Source organism: Labilibaculum euxinicum (genome assembly GCF_963678175.1).
GTDB classification, from domain to species: Bacteria; Bacteroidota; Bacteroidia; order Bacteroidales; family Marinifilaceae; genus Labilibaculum; species Labilibaculum euxinus.
Map to the genome: position 1 here is coordinate 104,046 of NZ_OY782756.1, position 21,538 is coordinate 125,583.

Here is a 21,538-nt window from a genome sequence, read left to right on the forward strand (position 1 = left end):
TTCCATGAATAAAACAGCAATTCTCATCCTCATTTCTCTTCTTGCAAGCCTTACGCTGAAAGGCCAAAGTGGTGGAGAAAACATCTACGAATTCCTGAATTTAGGAAGTTCGGCCAGAGTTGCTGCCATGGGAGGAGATCAAATTGCACTGAACAATGTTGATGCAGATTACTCTTTTTACAATCCAGCGGCCCTTCATCCCGATTTGGATCAAAAAGTGGCATTAAATTACGTAATTTACCTTACGGATATCAATTACGGATATGCTTCCTACACTAAAGATTATGCTAAAATCGGCACCTTTTCATTGGCAATGCATTACGTAAACTATGGAAAATTTACAGAAGCAAACGAATTTGGAGAAATAACAGGCAATTTTAAAGCTTCCGATTACGCGCTGATTATTAGTTATGGCAGGCAATTGAATAAGAATATTCGTGTGGGAGCTTCAATTAAACCAATTTATTCTGCCTTAGAAAAATACAGCTCTTTTGGTTTGGCTGCCGATTTGGCCTTGATCTACGACAGTTCCGATGAACTATTCAGAGCTTCAATTGTGGCGCGGAATTTTGGTTATCAAATAAAAGCCTACTACGGATCGCACCGTGAAGATCTTCCGAATGAAATATTAATTGGAATGAGCACCAAACTACAGCACGCTCCGTTTCGTTTTGCAATCACCTACCGCCATCTGGAAGAATTCGATCTGACTTACGAATCAGAATTAAATAAAACGGACGATTCCTTCTCAAAATCAAGCAAAGACGGATTCTCCGACAAAGCCCTGAAACACTTCATTTTAGGTACAGAATTTTTACCATCGAAGAATTTTAGCATTCGGCTGGGGTACAACTTTCAGCGAAGAATGGAACTTAAAGTTGATGAAAAAACTTCAACTGTTGGATTCACTTGGGGATTTGGAGTTAAAGTATCTCGTTTTCACGTGAGTTTTGCCTCGGCAAAGTATCATTTGGCAGGCGCAAGCAATCATTTCTCAATCAGCACACGATTAAGCGACTTTAATTTCTAAAAAAATAATTCAAATTGCGCATTTCAATCGTTTACAGGAAACTATAATCTTTCACACCTCCTATTTTTAGTTCCAAATCTCATATTTTGATCGATTTTCTTTATACTTTTGTACCCAATTGCACAAAAAAACCGAGCAATAACTAGAATGGATATACCTGAAAAGAAACTAATTATAGCAATCGACGGACATTCGTCGTGCGGAAAAAGTACTGTTGCCAAGGATTTGGCAAAAAAAATTAAATACACTTATATTGACAGTGGCGCAATGTATCGGGTGGTTACTCTTTTTGCAATGAGAAACAACTTAATTTCCAGCGACAAAGTAGATGAAAATAAGTTGGCTCATTTGATCGATCAAGTAAACATCTCTTTTAAATACAACACTGAAAAACAGCGTCACGAGACTTATTTAAATGCTGAATTGGTTGAAGATGAGATTCGCCAAATGGCTGTTTCGAACAACGTAAGTTTGATTGCTAAAATCAAATTTGTTCGTGAGAAAATGGTGGCTTTTCAACGTGAATTGAGCAAAGAAGGTGGAGTTATAATGGACGGCAGGGATATTGGAACTGTGGTTTTCCCAAATGCCGATTTAAAAATATTTATGACAGCCGATGTAGAAATAAGAGCCATTCGCCGTTACAAAGAATTAAAAGATAAAGGAGAAAACATTTCATTGGACGAAATCAGAGAAAACGTTTCAAAAAGAGATTATATCGATGAAAACCGCGATGAAAGTCCACTCCGAAAAGCTGATGATGCAATTGTACTTAACAACAGCCATTTAACTCCGGACGAACAATTGGATTGGATTGTTGATCGCATGAATGAGCTGTAAGTAATCAACCGACAGGATAAAAAATGAATATTGAAATTGATCCTAACGCCGGATTCTGCTTTGGTGTTGTAAATGCCATAAATAAAGCGGAAGAAATACTGAAAGAGGACAATCAACTCTTCTGTATTGGTGATATCGTTCACAACAATATCGAAGTTGATCGTCTTAATGCTCAAGGGTTACAAGCCATCAATCACGATCAGTTTGCAAAACTGTCAGGAAAAAAAGTTTTATTTAGAGCACATGGAGAACCTCCAACCTCTTACGAAACAGCAAAAAAGCAAAATATAGAAATTATTGATGCTTCGTGCCCGGTAGTTTTAAAACTGCAAAAAAAGATAAAAAAAGCATATCAGGAGATTAAGAAGTCAAACGGTCAAATAATTATATACGGTAAAAAAGGTCATGCCGAGGTAAATGGTTTAGTCGGTCAAACCGAAGGCAAGGCAATTGTTGTTGAAAATACAGATGATTTAAAATTGGTGAACTTTAGCTTGCCGGTTGTTCTGTTTTCGCAAACAACAAAAACCATTTCCGGCTTTGCCGAAATTTCAGAATATCTGAAAAAAGAATGCAAAAACAGCCTTAGTATTAATGATACAATTTGCAGAAAGGTATCGAATCGTGTTCCCTTAATTAAGGATTTTGCAGGCAAACACGATGTGATCATTTTTGTGAGCGGAAAAAAAAGTTCGAACGGAAAATTACTGTTCGATGTCTGTAAAAGAACAAATCAGAACAGTCACTTTATCACTTGCCCCGATGAACTGAACATGGATTGGTTTGTAAATGCGAAATCGGTTGGTGTAAGCGGAGCAACATCCACTCCCACCTGGCTGATGAATGGTACAATTGAAAAAATAAAACTTGAAAATAAAAACGATTTAAGCATGTCTAAAATTAAGAAAATTGGAGTTTTAACTTCAGGAGGCGATGCTCCAGGAATGAATGCAGCCATCAGAGCTGTTGTTCGTGCTGCTATCTATAACAAAATTGAAGTTGTAGGTGTACTGCAAGGATACGAAGGCTTAATTCATGGTGATTTTAAGAAAATGAAATCTCATGATGTAAGCAACATTATTCAAAAAGGCGGAACTATTCTTCGTTCGGCCAGAAGTGAAGAATTCAGAACTGTTGAGGGAAGAAAAAAAGCACATGAGCAAATGATTGCCAATAAAATAGATGCTCTTGTGGTTATTGGTGGTGACGGTACATTTTCAGGAGCCCGTATTTTTACACAAGAATTTGATATCCCTGTAGTGGGAATTCCGGGTACTATCGACAATGATTTGTTTGGTACCGATTACACGATTGGTTACGACACGGCAATCAACACAGTAATTGATGCTGTTGATAAAATCCGCGATACTGCGAGTGCTCACAACCGTTTGTTCTTTATTGAAGTAATGGGCCGTGATGCTGGTTTTATTGCTTTGCGAAGTGGAATTGCAACAGGAGCTGAAGCTATTTTAATTCCTGAAAAAGAAACCCACACTCAGGAATTGCAAAAATATCTTGAAAAAGGGTACAAAGAACACAAATCAAGCGGAATTGTAATTGTTGCAGAAGGTGACAAATCTGGTGGTGCTTACACAATTGCAAAGGAAATTGGAAAAGAACATCCTGAATACGACATTCGTGTATCTGTTCTGGGACACATGCAAAGAGGAGGTTCTCCATCGGCTTTCGACCGCGTAACTGCATCTACTTTGGGCGTTGCTGCTGTTGAAGCTTTACTGGATGATCAAAAGAGTATCATGGTTGGAATTGTTAACGGTGAGGTTTCACATGTTTCATTCAACAAAACAATTAAAAACAAGAAGAAAGTTAAGGATTCACTGATGAGTCTTAACGATATTCTTTCTATCTAAATGATTTGAGAACGGTGGTTTTTGTTCATGCCTGTTTTCGTATCAGGATTTAATGCCCAAATGATGAGATTCTAATCAGAACTCATAACTTTGAGGAAAATGCTCACAGTAATGAACAAGACTACCGAATTCGCAGATATTATACTGCCACTTCCATTGGCCCGGCTTTTTACCTACTCTATTCCGGAGGAATTAAAAGCTGATGTGGCCATTGGAAAAAGGGTAGTTGTTCCCTTCGGCAGTAAAAAATTCTACACAGGCATTGTGAAAAACATTCACAATACAGCTCCTGAAGATTATTCAACCAAAGATATTATTACCTGTCTGGATGAATCTCCGATTATCAATTCTTTTCAATTCAATTTTTGGGATTGGATATCACAATATTACCAATGTGCTTTAGGTGATGTTTTTAAAGCAGCACTTCCTTCAGGATTAAAGCTGGAAAGCCAAACCAAGATAACTGCAAACGAAGATTTTCAGACTCAGGAAACTCTAAGTAAAACCGAGGTGCAAATTTTGAATGTACTAAAGCATTCAAAAGACGTGAACATCTTTGCATTAAATCAGGCCACAGGATTAAAAAATACGCTTCCTCAAGTAAAATCACTACTCGAAAAAGGAGCCGTTTCCATCGAAGAACAAATCATTAACCATTACAAGGAAAAGAAAAAAGAGTTTGTTCGATTGGCATCTGATTTTAGCGAATCGGAAATGGGAGATCTGATCAATGACTTAAAAAGAGCAAAAAAACAGCAGGAGATACTCCTCTCCTATCTTAATCTTTCCAAACATTACTTCGAAGCAAATGCTCTAAAAGTTTCAGTCCTCGAACTTCTAACGTCAACGGCAACTTCCAAAAGCATTTTAAAAAATTTGGTGGAAAAAAACATTCTTGAAATTTACCATGAGAAACTGGATCGAATCGATCTGTCTCAAACAGAAACTTCAGGACTTAAAGAATTGAATGAATATCAGGAAAAAGCAACTGCTGAGATCCGTGAAAACTTTGAAGAGAAGAACTGTGTACTGCTCCACGGAGTCACCTCAAGTGGAAAAACAGAAATATACATCCATCTGATTCAGGAGCAACTACAACTAGGAAAACAGGTACTTTACCTGTTGCCGGAAATTGCTTTAACAACTCAGATCATAAATCGGCTGCGAACTGTATTTGGAAATAAAGTAGGAATCTATCATTCGAAATTTAACGATGCCGAACGGGTAGAAATTTACAACAATATCAATCAAAACAATCCTGATAATGCCTATCAGGTAATATTAGGTGTTCGTTCATCAATATTTTTGCCTTTCAAAAATTTAGGATTAATTATTGTCGATGAAGAACACGAAAACACATACAAACAATTCGATCCGGCTCCGCGATACCACGCACGCGATGCTTCTATTTATCTAGCTCATTTGCATCAGGCAAAAACTTTATTGGGCACTGCTACACCCGCAATAGAAACCTACTATAATGCCAAAACGGGCAAATACGGTTTGGTAGAATTGTTTCAGCGTCACCAGAATCTGGAAATGCCCGAAATAATTATTGCTGATGTAAAGGAAGCCAAACGGAAAAAACGGATGAAATCCATGTTCTCTCCTGAGTTGATGCAAATGATGGAAACTTGCCTGGAAAATAAGGAACAGATCATTTTATTTCAAAACAGAAGAGGATATTCGCCCTATCTGGAATGCAAAAGCTGCGGGTGGGTTCCTCATTGCCCAAACTGTGCTGTCAGCTTAACATACCACCAATTCAACAATCAATTGGTTTGCCATTACTGTGCTTACAGTATTCATCCACCAACCAGCTGTGAACATTGCAGTTCAACCGAAATTGAAGACAAAGGTTTTGGAACTGAAAAAATTGAAGAGGAATTAACAGGTTTCTTTCCTGATGCAAGAATTGCAAGAATGGATTTGGATACCACCCGCAAAAAAATGGCCTATGAAAAACTCATTTACAAATTCGAAAATCAGGAACTCGATATTTTAGTGGGTACACAAATGGTTTCGAAGGGACTCGATTTTGATAATGTGAGTTTGGTTGGTGTGCTAAATGCCGACTCAATGCTGAATTACCCGGATTTTCGTGCCTACGAACGGAGTTTTCAGATGATGGCTCAGGTTTCCGGACGTGCCGGCCGAAAAAAGAAAAGAGGCAAAGTTCTGATACAAACTTATACTCCTGAACACCCAATCATAAAAAATGTAATTGGGAACGATTATATTTCGATGTACTCCGACCAATTGGCAGAAAGAAAAGAATTTATTTATCCGCCTTTTTACCGCTTAATCAACATCTGTTTAAAACACAAAAACCAAACTCTGGTGAATCAGGCGTCAGAAACCTTGGCAAAATCTTTACGGAAAATTTTTGGTATTCGTGTATTTGGGCCTCAATCGCCTGTTATTAACCGAATTCAAAACTTATACATCGTTAACATCCTTTTAAAAATAGAGAAGAAAAGTTCCCCATCTAAAGCCAAATGGATTTTAAATCAACATGCAAATCATCTAAAAAGCATGGATCAATTTAAATCCATTCAAATTAATTTCGACGTCGATCCGATGTAAACAACATCGTTTACAAGCATTTAAGACTTGTAATTGAATTTTCTAAATGTGTTAAAAATACATAAGGAATGTGCTAAAGATTCGCCAACACACGAATTTGTTTATCTTTGCTGACATAATTCAAAAACCAGAAAATAGTGAATAAAATTGAATTAGAACAAATATTCGAATCCTTCTCTAAATTAAATGTGTTGGTTATCGGCGATGTTATGGTCGACGCCTACGTTTGGGGTAAAGTAGATCGGATATCGCCGGAAGCCCCGGTACCAATTGTTTCTTGCGTTAAGCGCGAAAGCAGATTAGGGGGAGCCGCAAATGTAGCTCTAAATATCAAATCGTTAGGTGCAAGCCCTATTCTTTGTTCAGTGATTGGTGAGGATGAAAAAGGCAAAGAATTTTTAAATCTTTTAACTGGGATTGAAGAAGAGCAATATGGAATAGTTGTTAGCAACAAACGGAGAACAACGGTAAAAACGCGCTTCATAAGCAACAATCAACACCTTATTCGTGTTGATGAAGAAGATACTCATGAATTAGCGGATGAAATAGAAGCTGAATTTATTGATCACATCAAAAGCTTAATCGAAAAGCATGAAATTCATGCAATTATTTTTGAAGATTACGACAAAGGAGTAATCACTAAAAATCTGATTGATGAAATTGTTCATCTTGCTAACAGCAAAGCAATTCCTGTTGCGGTAGATCCTAAAAAACGTCATTACAACGATTATAAAAATGTAAGCCTTTTCAAACCAAACTTCAAAGAATTTGTGGAAGGTTCCAATCTACTGCTTGAAAAAGGAGATATTCACGGATTGTTTGACGAAGCCAAGAAGTTTCAGAATGAGATGGGCATTAAAAAACTATTTATTACGTTATCAGAGTTAGGCGTTTTTATCAGCAATGAAAAAACCTACGAACACATTCCTGCAGTGGTTAGACAAATTGCGGATGTTTCAGGAGCCGGCGATACTGTAATCAGCGTTGCTGCCTTGTGTTTGGCCACCGGTATGAATGCAAGGCAGATTGCTGCAATCTCGAACCTTGCAGGAGGAATTGTATGTGAAATTCCTGTTGTTGTACCTATTAACAAGGATCAACTTTTAGCTGAAAGCAGTAAGATAATCGACAAGCTTTAGAAAAGCGTACAAGTTATTTCTCAATTATGAAAAACGTTCATCCCCAGGGAGTTCTGTTTCCTTATGATTTTAGTCTTGCAACACTATAATATGTTGATAATTCTCTTGCATTTGTTACTATTTTAGATCGCTTCAAAATTTTAAATATGCTTTAAAATAGTATCTTTGGAACAAGTTCATTTTTATAATATAAAACCTTGTAATCAGAATTGTTTATGGCTAAAATAATTGCTCTGGCAAACCAAAAAGGAGGGGTTGGGAAAACCACTACAGCAATAAACCTTGCTTCAAGTCTTGCTGTTTTGGAGTATAAGGTTTTAATTGTTGATGCTGATCCACAGGCGAATTCGACCTCAGGCATTGGCTTTGATGTTCGAAACATTGAAAAAAGCATTTACGAATGTATTGTTGATGGAATTGAACCCAAAGAAGCCATTCTACATAGTGAGATTGAAGGATTTGATATTCTTCCTTCGCACATCGACTTGGTAGGTGCTGAAATTGAGATGTTGAATCTTGCAAATCGTGAGCAAATCTTATTGAAGGTTCTTGAAAAATTAAGTCCTGATTATGATTTTATTCTAATTGACTGTTCGCCTTCACTTGGTTTAATTACTGTGAATGCGCTAACAGCAGCTAATTCAATAATCATTCCTGTTCAGTGTGAATATTTTGCATTGGAAGGCTTGGGAAAACTTCTGAATACAATTAAAATTATTCAGAACCGTTTAAATCAGGATTTGGAAATTGAAGGATTTCTTTTGACGATGTATGACAGCCGTTTACGATTATCAAATCAAGTTGTAAGTGAAGTTAAAAAACACTTTCAGGATATGGTTTTCGAAACAATCATTCAACGTAACACCAAGCTAGGTGAGGCTCCAAGTTACGGTAAACCAGCAATTCTTTATGATGCAGAATCGGCCGGAGCAGTTAATTACTTAAATTTGGCTCGTGAATTATTGAAAAATAATAACCTGACAAAAACAAGCACCAAAGCAAAACTCATTAGCGAATAATATTGAAATAGTAAGATGGTAAAAAAGAGCGCATTAGGAAGAGGATTAGGAGCACTGATTAATGATATCGATGATGTTCAGGCAAGACCTGAAAAGGATCTAAGTAACGAAATCGAGATCTCAAAAATTGAAGCAAATCCCTATCAGCCAAGAACTAAATTTGATGAGGAAGCTTTGAATGAATTGGCTCAATCTATTAAAGAATTAGGAATTGTTCAGCCAATTACGGTTCGAAAAATTCATAATAACTCCTACCAGCTTATTGCCGGAGAAAGACGTTATCGGGCAGCTAAAATTGCCGGATTAACAAAAATTCCAGCTTACGTTCGATTGGCTGAAGATGATAAAATGCTGGAACTTGCCTTGGTTGAAAATATCCAACGTGAAGACCTTGATTCTATTGAAATAGCCATTAGTTACCAAAGATTAATTGAAGAGTGTAAACTGACACAAGAGAGTTTATCTGACCGCGTAGGCAAAAAACGCTCTACAGTATCCAACTATTTACGATTACTAAGACTACCTGCTGAAATCCAAAAAGGAATTCGCGAGAAAAAACTACTTATGGGCCATGCCCGAGCATTGGTAAATGTTGATGATCCAAGAACTCAACTTGAAATTTTTCAAGTAACCGTTGAAAATGATTTCTCAGTTCGAAAAGTTGAAGAATTGGTTCGTAATTTCAACCAAGCAACGGAAGAAAAACCTGCTCCGGAGAAAGCGACAGCGCTTCCGAAAGAGTATGAATCTTTAAAAGATCATTTAGCCAATCATTTTAGCGCAAAAGTTGATCTTAAACGTACAAAAAACGGCAAAGGAAAAATCATTATCCCATTTACATCCGATGATGATTTAGAACGTATCCTTGCTGTATTGGATCAAATGAAATCATAAGTTAGTTAAACTTTTAAAAATTTAAACATTGAATAATTTGCGCCTGGTAATTCTCCTTGGGCTGATCTTTCTTATGCTTTTTGGCAAGTCAAACAATGCCATTTCTCAGCAATTAGTAGAAGCAGACACTGTAGCGGTAGAATCAATTGTTAAAGTTCATTCTCCGCATAAAGCAACCATGTACTCTGTTATATTTCCTGGTTTAGGACAAGCCTACAACAAGAAGTACTGGAAAATACCTATTCTATACTTAGGAATTGGCTTGGATATTTACGCAATTAACTGGAATACAAAAAATTATAAAAAATACAAAAGTGGCTTTAAAGATTTTTCTGAATTTTACGATTGGAAAACTCTCTCTGCAGAAGAAAAACTTGTGACCGAAAAACCTACTGCAGACAGCTATCAGAAAATTCTGGAAAATGATTGGGATACCACAACAACATCCTATGATACCTGGTTTAAAACCACTTTACAAAATGGTAAAGACTCTTATAAGCACGATCGCGATCTTAGCTATATCATTTTGGTCGGAGTTTACGTACTAAATATTGTTGATGCTGCGGTTGATGCACATTTTACCAATTTTAATGTGAACAATGACTTGACTATTAAAGTAGAACCTGCAGTTAGTTATTCTGCTTTTTCGGGCAATTCTATTGGCTTTAGGTGCCAAATTACCTTTTAAAAAACAATGATGAAAAGAAAACAATATATTTTACCCCTTATTTTTTTAGGGACAGCATTTGCTTGCAGCACCATCAAACCGGCAGGTTCAGAACAAACACTCAAGACAGAATCTGAAATTAAACAAGTAACTCTTTCCGAAATTGACACCTTATCGAAAGTTGCAGAAAATGTAATTGAGGAAACTGAAAAGGACTCTTTGGATTTTCTGAAAATTAATCCTGTTGATGTTCGCTGGGATTTAAATGACAGTATCAATACAACTTTCTCAAACAACTTAGACAGTCTGCTTTATTCGTGGTACGCAAAAAACACGTTTAAAACAAAAAAATACAATCAGGGCTCTATTTCGGTTCAAACAGAAAAAATTCCAGATTCCGTTTATATCAAACGATTGGAACAAATTCCTTCTTTAATCGATTTATCCTACAATAAAATCGTTCGAAACTACATTGAACTATATTCGCAAAAAAGAAGATCTCAGGTAGAAATGATGATGGGATTGTCGGAATACTACTTCCCGATTATCGAAGAGATTTTGGACAAAGAAGGCCTGCCTCAGGAATTAAAATACTTACCCATTATCGAATCGGCTTTAAATCCAAAAGCACTATCCAGAGCCGGGGCTAGTGGTTTATGGCAATTTATGTATGGAACCGGCCGAATGTATAAGCTTGATATTAATACTTTTATTGATGAGCGAAGAGATCCTGTAAAAGCCAGTTATGCGGCAGTAAAATATTTGAAGGATATGTACCGGGTTTACGGAAATTGGCATTTGGTAATTGCTGCTTACAACTGTGGACCGGGTAATGTAAATAAAGCAATCAGACGAAGTGGCGGTAAGAAAAACTATTGGGATATCTATTTTCATTTACCAAAAGAAACAAGAGGATATGTACCTGCATTTATAGCCGCTCTTTATACTTTTAATTATCACAAAGAGCATCAGTTATTCCCGCAGCCATCCAATTTACCCGTTGCATGCGACACGCTACTAATTAATGAACAACTTCACTTTGATCAGGTCGCTAATGTAATCAACATTTCAAAAGAACAATTAAGAGAATTAAACCCTCAATACAGAGCAGATATTATTCCTGCAAGTAAAAACGGCTACGCATTAAAAATACCACTGCAATACACAGCAAAATTTATCGATAATCAAGACTCTATTTTTGCTTATAAAAAGGAGTATTATTTTAGCATGAAAGATAAGGTGGTAAATCCCAATGACCGTTACCAAAAGTTTGCCCATGTTACTCCAAAGAATAAAGCTAAGGTGTATTACAAAGTAAAATCGGGTGATGCCATAGGACTTATTGCTTCCTGGTTTCATGTTCGAACGTCGAATCTTAGATATTGGAATAACGTAAGAAGAAACTTAATTAAAGTTGGCCAAAAACTAGTGCTGTATGTCCCTAAAGGAAAAGAATCCTATTATAATAGCTTCAATACAATGAGTTACAGTCAAAAACAAGCTACATTAGGAAAAACAGTTGCATCAACAACACAAACCACAGCGAAATCAACTTCAACTGCTAACAGTAACGGATCATACATTTACTATACAGTGAAAAGAGGTGACAACTTCTGGACTATTGCCAAGAAATTTCCGGGCATTTCCAACTCCGACATTATGAAAATTAATAATATAAAAGATGATGGAAGTCTTAAGGTGGGGCAAAAATTAAAGATTCAACCCAAAAGCTAAAAATTAATCCAATTAAAACAATATAAAAAAAACGAAGTAATTGCTTCGTTTTTTTTTATGCTATCTTATTAACAATACTAAATGTTTTATTAACAACGATTAGATGTCTTTATTTTAATTCCTTTTAAATAACACTAATGAAAAGTGCTGTACATCCATATTTTACAGACCAACAACATTTTTACTATAACAAAAAATCCAAACATTAATCAAAAAATTTTGATCGGAATGGAATATATAATTAAATTGCAATTAATAAATAAAATCAGGCTCAACCTGATTCATTTATCCCGATTTATTGATATGCTAATAAGCTTCTGGTATATTCTTTCCCGGAATTGCCAGAAGCCGGGATAAAACAACTCTTCCTACACCCGTTCTACTTTATAAAACCAGGTTTCATTCTTTTAGTTCTCTTCCTTCGTCTTCTTTCAAAACGGAACAAACCATATGCAATTATTAGCACAAGGGGAAGTAAAAAATTAAGATACTTCAAGAAGAAAACTCTGGCATCGGTAATTTCTTTTATTGGGCGTGAAGAAACGCCTTTTGTTCTTAGCGACATCAACCCGGTATCATCACTTAGCCAATCTACCGCATTCGCTAAAAAATTAATATTATCTCTCTGAATTGCAATTTTACTGGCACCTAAACCATTTACAATAAAATTTCCATCACCTACAACACAAATTCGCGCTTCTTTTTCACCACCCATATTTCCTCTTATTGTTGCTGCAACAGTTAAATCCGGATAAAGAAAATCCTGCGCACGCCATATTCTTCCAATATTAAAACTAATTGGTGCTTTTAATTTCCCCGAAATGTCGGATGTAAAGGCAAGTGGCTGATAATTCATCGTACTATCACCCATGAAACTAATTGGGCTTGCAAACTGCAACACAACTGTTTCTATACCATCTGTAATCGTATGGTTTGAAAATTTTGATATCACAGGTAAAAAAGGAAAATTAATTTGCTGTGGATAGGAAAAATATCCTTGCTGCTGAACCGTTACGGTTCCACATTTTTTATCAACAATAAAAGAATCATCTACATATAAGCCTTTGGTTTGCAACCATGTTTCCAAACCGGTATTCACCGAAACACCAATTCCATCATTCAACATGCCGTTTACCCGCTCGATAGCTATAAATAAATTCCCTCCGCCAGCTAAATATTTATCCAGTCGTGATAATTGTGTTGATGAAATGGTTGCCATGGGCCCAATTAACATCAAAGACTTGTATTCCGAAAGATCAGGCTCAGATAACAAATGAATCTGCTTAACATCGTACAAAACGGATAATTCAGCAATGGCCTGTTCCAATTTTCCAAGTGCAGGCTCACCGTGTCCAACAATATAGCCAATTTTAGGTTTATCCTTAATAGTTAGTCTTTTAATTAAGGTGGACAAAGTATATTCCATAACTATTCCAGGTTTAATTAATGGAATAATTTCTGACTTATCTCCAACCTGAATAGACATTCCCAAAAAGATCCTTTGCACTTTAATCTGATCCTTTTCCCGAACTTCCAACGGCACCGGATTGATCCCAGCCTCGATGGCCTCTTGTTCCAACTCCTCATTCGCATTGGGGTTGATAAATTCAAAATCAATTTTCTTCTTACTGTAATTATTATATTCTGTTAAAAGATTTTTCAGATCCTGTACCGTCCTGTTAACGTCCGGAGGTAGATTATCAGACACATACAAAGTTATTATAATAGGTGTCTCCACCTCTCTTAAAATACGTTTGGTTGAACGATCCAATGTATATCTCTTATCCTCGGTAAAATCAGCTCGAAAGAAAAAAACCGAAGAAATAAAATTCAGGATAATTAAAATCCCTGCTACAACTAAACTGCTATATATTATATTTTTTCTTTTAGTCATAAATCAGGATTTACAGATTACGATTTGATAAAATCATTTTTGACGTAAAAAGACAGAAAAACACAAGAGAGAAAAAATAAATCAGATCTTTTGTATCAACAACACCTCTTGAAATCGATTCGAAATGAGTTGAAAGACTCAAATAACTAAAGAAACTCCCAATGAGACCTACAAAGTTGGAAGCCAACACATCAAAAATAATGTGAAAAAAAATACCTATTGACAAGGCTGCTAAAGATGCAATTATTGGATTGGAAGCAATACAGGAGGCAAGCAACCCAATACTAATATAAACCATACTCATAAGCAATAAGCCCACGTATCCCAACAAAATTGCCGAATGATCTACCGGACCAATTGCCCATAAAGTGAAATAATAAATTACTGTTGGAGCCAGTGCTATTGCAATTAACAGTAAAGTGGATAAAAACTTACCAAAAATTAATTGCCAATCGCTAACGGGTTTAGTAAGAAGGAGCTCAAGTGTTCCTGCCTTTAATTCCCCGGCAATTGAACGCATAGTCAGAGCCGGAATAAAAATAAACAAACTCCAGTATGCAACAGTAAAAAATGTATTGAGATTAGCTTGCCCTACAAAAAAGACATCAGCCCCGTAAATCCATGTAAAAAAACCACTAAATCCTAAAAAAATAACGATCAATACATAAGCTGTTAATGAATCAAAAAAAGTGCTTAGCTCTCGACTGGCAATGTGCAAAATCTGTTTCATAAAGATCTAATGAAGGGTTAATATCCGAAATATATCCTCCAGTTTTTTTTCTGTAGGGGTCAGTTCAGTAATGTAATAATTATTTCGAACACAAGTATCAAATATTGCTTTTACTGATGTTGTATTGGGCAAAGACTGGATCTCAAACAATTGTTTGTCAACATCAATAATATCAATAGAATCGATGGTTTCAATCTCAAATAAGGATTCAAAGATGTGATCGATATCACCTCCTTGCACTCCTAATTTCAGAATTTCATTTCCCTGGGCCTGCTTCCTTAATTCTGCAGCGGTTCCATCCACAACAATTCTACCATTATTAATGATTAAAATACGATCGCAGGTGGCTTCAACCTCAGCTAAAATATGAGAACTTAAGATAACCGTTTTTTCCTTTCCGATACGCTTGATAAGCTCCCGAATCTCAACAATCTGATTTGGATCAAGTCCTGTTGTCGGCTCATCAAGAATTAAGATATCCGGATCATGAATTAAAGCCTGCGCCAACCCAACTCTTTGCTGATAACCTTTTGACAGCTCACCAATTAATTTGTGTTTCTCCCCCTCTAAACCACATGTCCGAATCATATCCAATATCCTTTCAGGAATAAGATATTTAGGTATTCCATGAATTTTCGCAATGAATTCCAGAAAATCGATAATGTTCATTTCCTGATACAATGGATTATTCTCGGCCAGATATCCAATATTTTTCTTTATGATTTCGGGATGATCATGAATAGAGTAACCACCAACCAATATGTCTCCTTCTTCAGGTTTAATAAAACATGCCATTGCTTTCATGGTAGTGGTTTTTCCTGCTCCGTTAGGACCCAAAAAACCTAAAACCTCTCCTGCTTTCACACGAAAAGATACATTATCAACAGCCTTTTGAGGACCATATCTTTTGGTAAGATGTTCAACAACAATATCCATATACGAAAAATCTAATTGTATCTAACAAATTTAGAAAAAAGCCCATCTATCCAACTGAACTGTTAGCGATTTAACAATTATTAACAGTAAATAATCAGATGTGATTGCGCCCTTCTCTATCGTATACTTAAAATAAGTATTTTTGCAAGCTAAATGTAAAATGTAACTATGATTAAAGCAGTAATTTTTGATATGGATGGTCTTTTGATAAATTCCGAACCATTCTGGCAGGAGAGTGAAACAAAAGTATTCTCTTCACTTGGACTTGATGTTAACAATAAAATGTTTGAACAGTTCATGGGAAAAAGAATAGACGAGGTAGTTGAAGTGATGTATAAAATGACGCCCTGGAATCATGTTTTGAAAGAGAAAGTTACAGAAGATATTGTTGAAAATGTTATTCGTTTGGTATTGGAAAAAGGAGCCTGTTTGGATGGCGTGAATAAAACTCTGGAGAATTTACAGCAGGCTTCCTTTAAAATTGGACTTGCCTCATCTTCGAAAATGAAAATTATCTCAGCTGTTTTGGAAAAACTACAACTTCAAGATTATTTCGAAGTGGTTCATTCGGCCGAATTTGAAAAATATGGAAAACCACATCCACAGGTTTTTATAACAACAGCGGAATTACTCGGCATTCATCCTTCAGAATGTTTAGTTTTCGAAGATTCTTTAAATGGTGTAATCTCTGCTCTTGCGGCAGGCATGAAATGTATTGCAGTTCCTGAGAAAGATGCCTATAATCTTGACAAATTTATAATCGCAAATAAAGTTCTTGGTAGTTTGAATGATTTTGAAATTCCTCAACTTACGGATTTATAATTGGATCCAGAAATACGATAAAGTCTTCTAATTCCAGATTACCAGAGACCATTTTATACTGTGCCTTTTCATAAAAAGGCATTCTGGTCTTTAAATGGCTTACTATGTAGTCCAGAAGTTCATCCTGCGAGAAATTTTTCACCAAAGGACGCTCGGTATCTGAGTTCGTAATTCGCTCCCGAAGCAACGAAGGACTGCATTCGATAAACAAAGTAACCCCCAAGCGATTCATCTCCTCCATGTTGTTGTTGAAACATGGAGCTCCGCCTCCGGTAGCTACAATAAGATTTTCTGTATCAGAAATTGACTTCAATGCATCATGTTCCCGTTGCCGAAAACCTGATTCTCCGAATTTTTCGAAAATTTCCGGGATCGTTAAATTCTCTCTCTTTTCAATCAGAGTATCAAGATCAGCAAATCGAAAACCATAATGAGCCGCAATCATTTTACCCCAGCGTGATTTACCACAGCCCATATATCCAATCAAAAAAATCTTCATTGCAAAATTTTAAATAAATCAAGGAATAAGAATTCGCTGAAAAGAAAATTAATCTTGATTATTTTCAGCGTTATCATCAACCTCAACGCCTTCAACATCTTCAATATTTTCATCTTCCTCTTCGCGAGGTAAAGGTTCAATTTCTTTTATTTCAGATACTTCGTAAACCGATAATCTTTTTCCTCTTGCTTTGTATGATTTCACACCAATAAACTCATTTCCATCTACAATTTCATTAGGCCGGTCTTCATTTTTACCTCCATATGAAATTTCGAATCTTGGATACTGCTCATCGGTTAAGCAAACCAGTCTGTTAGCAGGATTTTCACCTAAGAAACTTACCTCTTTGCCATTTCCTTCCATGGTAAAGCGTTTTAGGTAGTAATAATCCTGATCGGCATCAAAAAATACAGCAGACCAAATCTTTTCATCGTCATATTTTTCAATAATACTGATATTATCAGGATAGTGATTGCTTAAATCGAAGCTCGTAAAATGAAATGAGGATGCTCTTGTTACAACAAGGATTTTATCATCACCTGTAAATTCACCAATAAAATCACCTCTTTGGTCTGTATTTATACGTAAAACATCTGGATCAAACCATATTTTTCGTCCTCCCAAAGTAGAAACCCCTTCTTGTTTCAGAGTAATCTTATGAACGTCATTTCTGGATAATATATTCCCCATTGAAGCACGTCCTTTGACAGCCAATTCTGCAAAATCAAATTCAAATACTGTTTTTTTCAAACGAGGTTTTGGTTTTAAAACTACACGAACAACTTCAGCCTCCCCGTTTGGATTCGCACTAAAATACAGAATTCGTGAACCATCTTTTGATTTGGTGATATCGTACTCCTTGTCACGAGTAATACTGGTAACAGAAAAACGTTTTACGTAAGAGTTTCCAGCTTTTCCATCCCGATAAGCTACATTATAAATAGTTCTTTTATCGTTCTTTCTGAACACTGCTATGTGCAACAGGTTCTTTCCAACAAAACACTTATCAGCAACCTTGGTCACAAAATAAGTACCGTCTTTTCTAATCACAATAATATCATCGATATCAGAACAATCACAGATGTACTCATCCTTCTTCAGGCCTGTTCCAATAAAGCCTTCCTCTCTGTTAACGTATAATTTTTCGTTGGCAACCACTACTTTGGTTGCTACAATATTTTCGAAACTTCTAATTTCTGTTTTTCTTTCCCGTCCAATTCCATATTTCTTCTTTATGGATTTATAGTACCTGATTGTGAAAGGAATAATATTGGCCAGATGAACTTCGATTTCCGCAATCTCATCTTCAATAGATTGAATAAAATCCTTGGCTTTATTAATATCGAATTTAGAAATTCTTTTAATTTTAATCTCAGTCAACCGCACAACATCATCACGGGTTACAGCACGCATTAAGTTTGCCGTAAAGGGTTTTAATCCTGTATCGATGGTTTCAATAACCTCTTCCCATGTTTCACACTCCTCAATGTCCCGATAGATTCTGTTTTCAATAAAAATTCGCTCCAAAGAAGCATAATGCCATGACTCTTCGAGTTCATTTTTGCGTATTTCAAGCTCGAGTTTCAGTAAAGCAACCGTATTATCGGCAGCGCGTCTTAAAATTTCAGCAACGCCAATAAATTTCGGTTTATCATTCTCAACAATACATGCATTGGGAGAAATAGAAATTTCACAATCTGTAAAAGCATAAAGAGCATCAATGGTATTATCGGAAGAAATTCCATTGGCCAAATGAATCTGAATCTCAACAAATTCAGCCGTATTGTCATCAATCTTTTTGATCTTAATTTTCCCTTTATCATTTGCTTTGATAATGGATTCAATTACGCTTGATGTTGTTTTTCCAAATGGAATTTCAGTTATTTTAAGAGTCCGGTTATCGAACTTTTCAATTCTAGCTCTCACTTTCACCGCACCACCACGCAAACCATCATTGTAACGGCTTACTTCAACCAATCCAGCTGTTGGGAAATCCGGATAAAGTTCAAACTCCTCACCACTCAGGTAGGACACACAAGCATCAATTAATTCGTTGAAATTATGCGGTAAAATTTTGGATGCCAGTCCAACTGCAATACCTTCTACCCCTTGCGCCAATAATAATGGAAATTTTACCGGAAGCGTAATTGGTTCTTTGTTACGCCCGTCGTAAGATTGTTTCCAATTGGTTGTTTTTGGATTAAAAAGAACCTCCAACGCAAATTTGGATAAACGTGCTTCAATATATCTTGGTGCGGCAGCAGAATCACCGGTAAGGATATTCCCCCAGTTTCCCTGCATGTCAATCAACAAATCTTTTTGTCCCAGCTGAACCAGTGCATCTCCAATTGAAGCATCGCCATGAGGATGATACTGCATGGTGTTACCAATAATATTGGCTACCTTATTGTATCGCCCATCATCCAATTGCTTCATGGCATGCAAAATTCTTCGCTGAACAGGCTTTAACCCATCATTTACATAGGGTACAGCTCGTTCTAAAATCACATAGGATGCATAATCCAGAAACCAATTTTGATACATCCCGGAAAGATATGTCACATTCCTCATTGTTTCGGAGTGCACGCCATTCACATCATTATCCATTTCCTCTGGGATTTCCATACCATTTGTCTCGTCGTTACTCATAGAGGTATTTGGGTTTATTTAGTTCTAAAAAATCGATTGATGAAATTTGCTTAAAGCTCATCTCTTTCAATATGAAGATTACCGATGATAAATTCTTGTCTTAAAGGAGTATTTTTCCCCATGTAGAATTCCAGCATGTCCGGAACAGAATCATCTTTCTTCATCACAACAGGATCAAGCCTGATGTCTTTACCAATAAAGTGTTTAAATTCACTTGGTGAGATTTCACCTAAACCTTTAAATCGGGTTATTTCAGGGTTAGCACCAACACTTTTCATTGCCTTCACTCTTTCCTCTTCGGAGTAACAATAATGAGTTATTTTTTTATTCCGAACCCGAAACAGCGGTGTTTGTAAAATATACAAATGTCCGCTTCTAACAATATCAGGGAAAAACTGCAAAAAGAAAGTAATCAACAACAAGCGAATATGCATTCCATCCACATCGGCATCGGTTGCAATAATCACATTGTTATAGCGTAAACCTTCCAATCCATCCTCGATATTTAATGCTGCCTGCAACAGATTGAATTCTTCATTCTCGTAAACAATCTTTTTCGTTAACCCATATGTATTTAAAGGTTTCCCTTTTAAACTAAAAACAGCCTGAGTATTTACATCTCTGGATTTGGTAATTGATCCACTAGCCGAATCTCCCTCGGTAATAAAAAGAGAAGCTTCTGATTTTTGTTCGTGTTTTGTATCAAAATGAACCCGGCAATCACGTAATTTTTTATTGTGTAAGCTAGCCGTTTTTGCTCGTTCTTTGGCAATTTTTTTAATGCCGGAAATGGCCTTTCGTTCTTTTTCTGACTCAATAATTTTCTGGAGAATAGCCTCGGCTACAGTTGGGTTTTTATGCAGATAATTATCCAAATTAGAAGTCACGAAATCCATTATGAAATTCCGAACGGATGGTCCTTCCGGACCTATATCTTTAGAACCTAATTTTGTTTTGGTTTGTGATTCAAAAACCGGCTCCTGTACTTTAATACTAATTGCTGATATAATAGAAGTCCTGATATCTGATGTATCAAAATCCTTTTTAAAGAAATCCCGAATCCCTTTCACCAAGGCTTCTCTAAATGCAGCAAGGTGAGTTCCCCCTTGCGTTGTATGCTGTCCGTTTACAAAAGAATAGTACTCTTCGCCATACTGTCTGCCATGGGTCATAGCAACTTCGATATCCTCACCTTTCAAATGAATGATATCATATAATCCTTCCGAATTCATATTCTCATTCAAAAGATCAAGCAATCCATTTTTCGAAAAGAATCTTTGACCATTAAAGTAAATAGACAGTCCTGCGTTTAGATAAACGTAGTTTTTAAGCAGTGTTTCAATATATTCAGAAATAAACCGATAATTTAAAAACAACTCCTCGTCAGGATGAAAAACGATTCTCACACCATTTTTTTCCTCGGTAGGCTCAATTTCATTTTCCTCAACAAGAACACCTCTCGAGAAAACAGCTTTCTTAACCTCTCCTTCGCGAAAAGATTCAATAATGAACTGATCGGACAAGGCATTTACGGCCTTTATCCCCACTCCATTAAGACCTACGGATTTTTTAAATACTTCAGAATCGTATTTTGCTCCTGTATTCATTTTAGAAGTTACATCAATTAACTTCCCTAAGGGAATACCCCGGCCAAAATCACGAACAGTTACGTTCCTGTCTGTAATACTAACTTCGATTGATTTGCCCACTCCCATAGCAAACTCATCAATTGAGTTATCAATTACTTCTTTCAATAAAATATAAATACCGTCATCATGAGAAGATCCATCGCCAAGTTTCCCGATATACATACCAGGGCGTTTGCGAATGTGTTCTTTCCAATCTAATGTACGGATTGAGTCTTCAGAATATTTTGCAGTCATGAAAAATCGCGTTTTTACAAATATAGTTAAAAGAACCATTCGTTAGGAAGTAGTTTATCAACAGCCTGTTGAAATGCCCTTACTTAAAGCAATATTCCGGAAATAAAGCCATTCCTATTTCCCTAAAAATCAACGAAAAAAGATATTGCAACACCCAGTAATTCAGAACAAACACAAATAAAATTCAATCTAAAAAACTTAATTGTATTGACTATTGCCTTTTTTTTAGTTTTGCTAAATCAAGAAAAAGACAAAGGAATAAAGAAAATAAACACTGGAAGAATCGAAAACAAGGTAAAATTACTGATGTAAAAAAAGCTTCTTTCTCATCAGTAATTGGAGAAA

At 36.2% G+C, this 21,538-nt stretch carries 16 protein-coding genes; 10 read left to right on the forward strand and 6 right to left on the reverse strand.

Going from position 1 to position 21,538, the window contains the following annotated elements; translation table 11 throughout:
* Positions 1 to 4: 4 nt before the first annotated feature.
* From porQ to ACY0M5_RS00545, 9 genes are all read left to right on the forward strand, one after another.
* The gene (gene porQ, locus ACY0M5_RS00505) at positions 5 to 1,030 is read left to right on the forward strand and encodes a type IX secretion system protein PorQ (RefSeq protein WP_461630463.1); all 1,026 of its coding nucleotides are present in this window, start codon (positions 5 to 7) and stop codon (positions 1,028 to 1,030) included.
* 147 nt (positions 1,031 to 1,177) lie between these two features.
* The gene (gene cmk / locus ACY0M5_RS00510) at positions 1,178 to 1,870 is read left to right on the forward strand and encodes a (d)CMP kinase (RefSeq protein ID WP_124992539.1); all 693 of its coding nucleotides are present in this window, start codon (positions 1,178 to 1,180) and stop codon (positions 1,868 to 1,870) included.
* A gap of 23 nt (positions 1,871 to 1,893) precedes the next feature.
* Positions 1,894 to 3,741 carry a 6-phosphofructokinase gene (gene pfkA, locus ACY0M5_RS00515; protein WP_461630464.1) on the forward strand — a complete coding sequence of 616 codons (1,848 nt, stop codon included), beginning with the start codon at positions 1,894 to 1,896 and terminating at the stop codon, positions 3,739 to 3,741.
* A gap of 111 nt (positions 3,742 to 3,852) precedes the next feature.
* The gene (priA, locus tag ACY0M5_RS00520) at positions 3,853 to 6,327 is read left to right on the forward strand and encodes a replication restart helicase PriA (RefSeq protein ID WP_461630465.1); all 2,475 of its coding nucleotides are present in this window, start codon (positions 3,853 to 3,855) and stop codon (positions 6,325 to 6,327) included.
* A 137-nt stretch (positions 6,328 to 6,464) separates the two neighbouring features.
* A complete protein-coding gene (locus ACY0M5_RS00525) occupies positions 6,465 to 7,466 on the forward strand; it encodes a bifunctional heptose 7-phosphate kinase/heptose 1-phosphate adenyltransferase (protein WP_461630466.1) in 1,002 nt (333 codons plus the stop codon).
* A gap of 215 nt (positions 7,467 to 7,681) precedes the next feature.
* Positions 7,682 to 8,485, forward strand: coding sequence for a ParA family protein (locus ACY0M5_RS00530; protein WP_124992542.1), 804 nt, complete (start codon positions 7,682 to 7,684; stop codon positions 8,483 to 8,485).
* Positions 8,486 to 8,500: 15 nt separating this feature from the next.
* Entirely contained in the window at positions 8,501 to 9,379 is an 879-nt protein-coding gene (locus tag ACY0M5_RS00535) for a ParB/RepB/Spo0J family partition protein (RefSeq protein ID WP_124992543.1), read from the forward strand.
* Between the two features lie 28 nt (positions 9,380 to 9,407).
* Complete coding sequence (locus ACY0M5_RS00540; protein WP_124992544.1) at positions 9,408 to 10,067, forward strand: DUF5683 domain-containing protein; 660 nt, start codon at positions 9,408 to 9,410, stop codon at positions 10,065 to 10,067.
* A gap of 9 nt (positions 10,068 to 10,076) precedes the next feature.
* Positions 10,077 to 11,780, forward strand: a complete 1,704-nt coding sequence (locus ACY0M5_RS00545; protein WP_461630467.1) for a lytic transglycosylase domain-containing protein — start codon at positions 10,077 to 10,079, stop codon at positions 11,778 to 11,780.
* A 379-nt stretch (positions 11,781 to 12,159) separates the two neighbouring features.
* Here the strand turns inward: ACY0M5_RS00545 and ACY0M5_RS00550 are convergent, their stop codons facing one another.
* Genes ACY0M5_RS00550 through ACY0M5_RS00560 form a run of 3 tightly spaced genes read right to left on the reverse strand, consistent with a single transcriptional unit; the run spans position 12,160 to position 15,340 of the window.
* On the reverse strand, positions 12,160 to 13,674 hold the full coding sequence (locus ACY0M5_RS00550; protein WP_124992546.1) for a GldG family protein: 1,515 nt from the start codon (positions 13,672 to 13,674) through the stop codon (positions 12,160 to 12,162).
* A 10-nt stretch (positions 13,675 to 13,684) separates the two neighbouring features.
* Positions 13,685 to 14,404, reverse strand: a complete 720-nt coding sequence (locus ACY0M5_RS00555; protein WP_124992547.1) for an ABC transporter permease subunit — start codon at positions 14,402 to 14,404, stop codon at positions 13,685 to 13,687.
* A 6-nt stretch (positions 14,405 to 14,410) separates the two neighbouring features.
* Complete coding sequence (locus ACY0M5_RS00560; RefSeq protein ID WP_101308048.1) at positions 14,411 to 15,340, reverse strand: ABC transporter ATP-binding protein; 930 nt, start codon at positions 15,338 to 15,340, stop codon at positions 14,411 to 14,413.
* 168 nt (positions 15,341 to 15,508) lie between these two features.
* On the opposite strand from ACY0M5_RS00560, the gene hxpB reads away from it, so the two are divergent.
* Entirely contained in the window at positions 15,509 to 16,162 is a 654-nt protein-coding gene (gene hxpB / locus ACY0M5_RS00565; RefSeq protein ID WP_461630468.1) for a hexitol phosphatase HxpB, read from the forward strand.
* Here hxpB and ACY0M5_RS00570 read toward each other — a convergent pair.
* The 3 genes from ACY0M5_RS00570 to ACY0M5_RS00580 are packed head-to-tail and all read right to left on the reverse strand — an operon-like array spanning position 16,149 to position 21,193.
* On the reverse strand, positions 16,149 to 16,661 hold the full coding sequence (locus ACY0M5_RS00570; RefSeq protein WP_461630469.1) for a shikimate kinase: 513 nt from the start codon (positions 16,659 to 16,661) through the stop codon (positions 16,149 to 16,151). The two genes, hxpB and ACY0M5_RS00570, sit on opposite strands and share 14 nt — an antisense overlap.
* A gap of 48 nt (positions 16,662 to 16,709) precedes the next feature.
* Complete coding sequence (locus tag ACY0M5_RS00575; RefSeq protein WP_461630470.1) at positions 16,710 to 19,310, reverse strand: DNA gyrase/topoisomerase IV subunit A; 2,601 nt, start codon at positions 19,308 to 19,310, stop codon at positions 16,710 to 16,712.
* A 50-nt stretch (positions 19,311 to 19,360) separates the two neighbouring features.
* Positions 19,361 to 21,193 carry a DNA topoisomerase IV subunit B gene (locus tag ACY0M5_RS00580; protein ID WP_461630471.1) on the reverse strand — a complete coding sequence of 611 codons (1,833 nt, stop codon included), beginning with the start codon at positions 21,191 to 21,193 and terminating at the stop codon, positions 19,361 to 19,363.
* Positions 21,194 to 21,538 lie beyond the last annotated feature (345 nt).